The 1,742-nt window shown below is 63.1% G+C and carries 2 protein-coding genes; both read right to left on the reverse strand.

Translation table 11 applies throughout. The features are described from left to right. On the reverse strand, positions 1-831 hold an 831-nt coding region (locus tag Q1J79_RS19435; protein WP_300303842.1), incomplete at its 3' end, for a branched-chain amino acid ABC transporter permease. A 44-nt stretch (positions 832-875) separates the two neighbouring features. Further along, positions 876-1,730, reverse strand: a complete 855-nt coding sequence (locus Q1J79_RS19440) for a branched-chain amino acid ABC transporter permease (protein WP_300303845.1) — start codon at positions 1,728-1,730, stop codon at positions 876-878. Positions 1,731-1,742 lie beyond the last annotated feature (12 nt).

Here is a 1,742-nt window from a genome sequence, read left to right on the forward strand (position 1 = left end):
CACCCATTCGCCGACCGAGGCGAGCTTGTACTGCATCACCAGGATGATGAAGGCGCCGACCACCGGCCCGAAGATGGTCCCTAAGCCCCCGACCAGGGTCATCAGCACGACCTCGCCCGACATCGGCCAGTTGACGTCGGTCAACGAGGCGAGCTGCAGCACGATCGCCTTGGTCGAGCCGGCAAGCCCCGCCAGTGTGGCGGACAACACAAAGGCCATCAGCTTGTAGCGGTCGGTCTTGTAGCCGAGCGAGATGGCGCGCGGCTCATTCTCGCGGATCGCTTTCAGCACCTCGCCGAAAGGCGAGTGGATGATGCGGTAGATGAACATGAAGCCCGCGAGGAAGATGACGAGCACGAAGACATACATCGTCATCTCGTTGCGCAGGTCGATCAACCCGAACAAGTAACCGCGCGGCACCGCCTGGATGCCGTCCTCGCCGCCGGTGAACTTGGCCTGCAGCGCGAAGAAGAACATCATCTGCGCCAGCGCCAGCGTGATCATGGCGAAGTAGATGCCCTGGCGGCGGATGGCGAGCGCGCCGGCCAGCACACCCAGGACGGCCGCCGTGAGCGTGCCGGTGAGGATCGCCAATTCCGGCGTGAAGCCCCAGGCCTTGGCCGAATAGGCGGAGAGATAGCTCGCCCAGCCGAAATAGAGCGCGTGGCCGAAGGACAAGAGCCCGACATAACCGATGAGCAGATTGAAGGCGCAGGCGAACAGCGCAAAGCACATCGCCTGCATCAGGAACAGCGGATAAGTGACGAAGGGAGCGACGACCAGCGCCACCACCATGATGACGAAGGCGACGGTCTCGCTCTGCACCCGCATCGCGGACGGCTGCTTCTGCGCCACAGGATCGATCACGCGTTCCATCACCGACTCCGTCCGAACAGGCCCGCCGGACGCACCAGCAGCACGATCGCCATGATCACGAAAATTACCGTATTGGAAGCCTCGGGGAAGAACACTTTGGTCAGCCCCTCGATCACACCGAGGCCGAAGCCGGTGATGATGGCGCCCAGGATCGAGCCCATGCCGCCGATCACCACCACCGCGAACACCACGATAATCAGCTCGGCGCCCATCTGCGGCGAGACGTTATAGATCGGCGCCGCCATCACGCCGGCGAAGGCGGCAAGCGCGACGCCGAAGCCGTAAGTGAGCGTGATCATGCGCGGCACGTTGATGCCGAAGGCGCGCACCAGCGTGGGGTTCTCGGTCGCCGCGCGAAGATAGGCCCCTAACCGCGTGCGCTCGATCACGAACCAGGTGCCGAGGCACACCACCAGCGAGGCGACGATCACCCAGGCCCGGTAGTTCGGCAGGAACATGAAGCCGAGGTTCTGCCCACCTCTCAAAGAATCCGGCAGCGTATAAGGCAGACCGGCCGAGCCGAATTCATTGCGCGCCAGGCCTTCGACGATGAGCGCCACGCCGAAGGTCAGCAACAGGCCGTAAAGATGATCGAGCTTGTAGAGCCATTGCAGGAAGACGCGCTCGATGATCACGCCGGTGATGCCGACGATGACCGGCGCCAGGATCAGCGCCGGCCAATAGCCGATACCGAGGTAGTGCAGCAGCAGATAGGCCGTGACGGCGCCGAGCATGTATTGGGCGCCGTGGCTGAAATTGATGATGTTGAGCATGCCGAAGATGACGGCGAGGCCCAGGCTCAGGAGTGCATAGAACGAGCCGTTGATCAGCCCGATGAGGAGCTGACCGAACAAGGCCGTCGAGGG

The sequence above is a fragment of the Ferrovibrio sp. genome (assembly GCF_029255545.1).
Classification (GTDB): Bacteria; Pseudomonadota; Alphaproteobacteria; order Ferrovibrionales; family Ferrovibrionaceae; genus Ferrovibrio.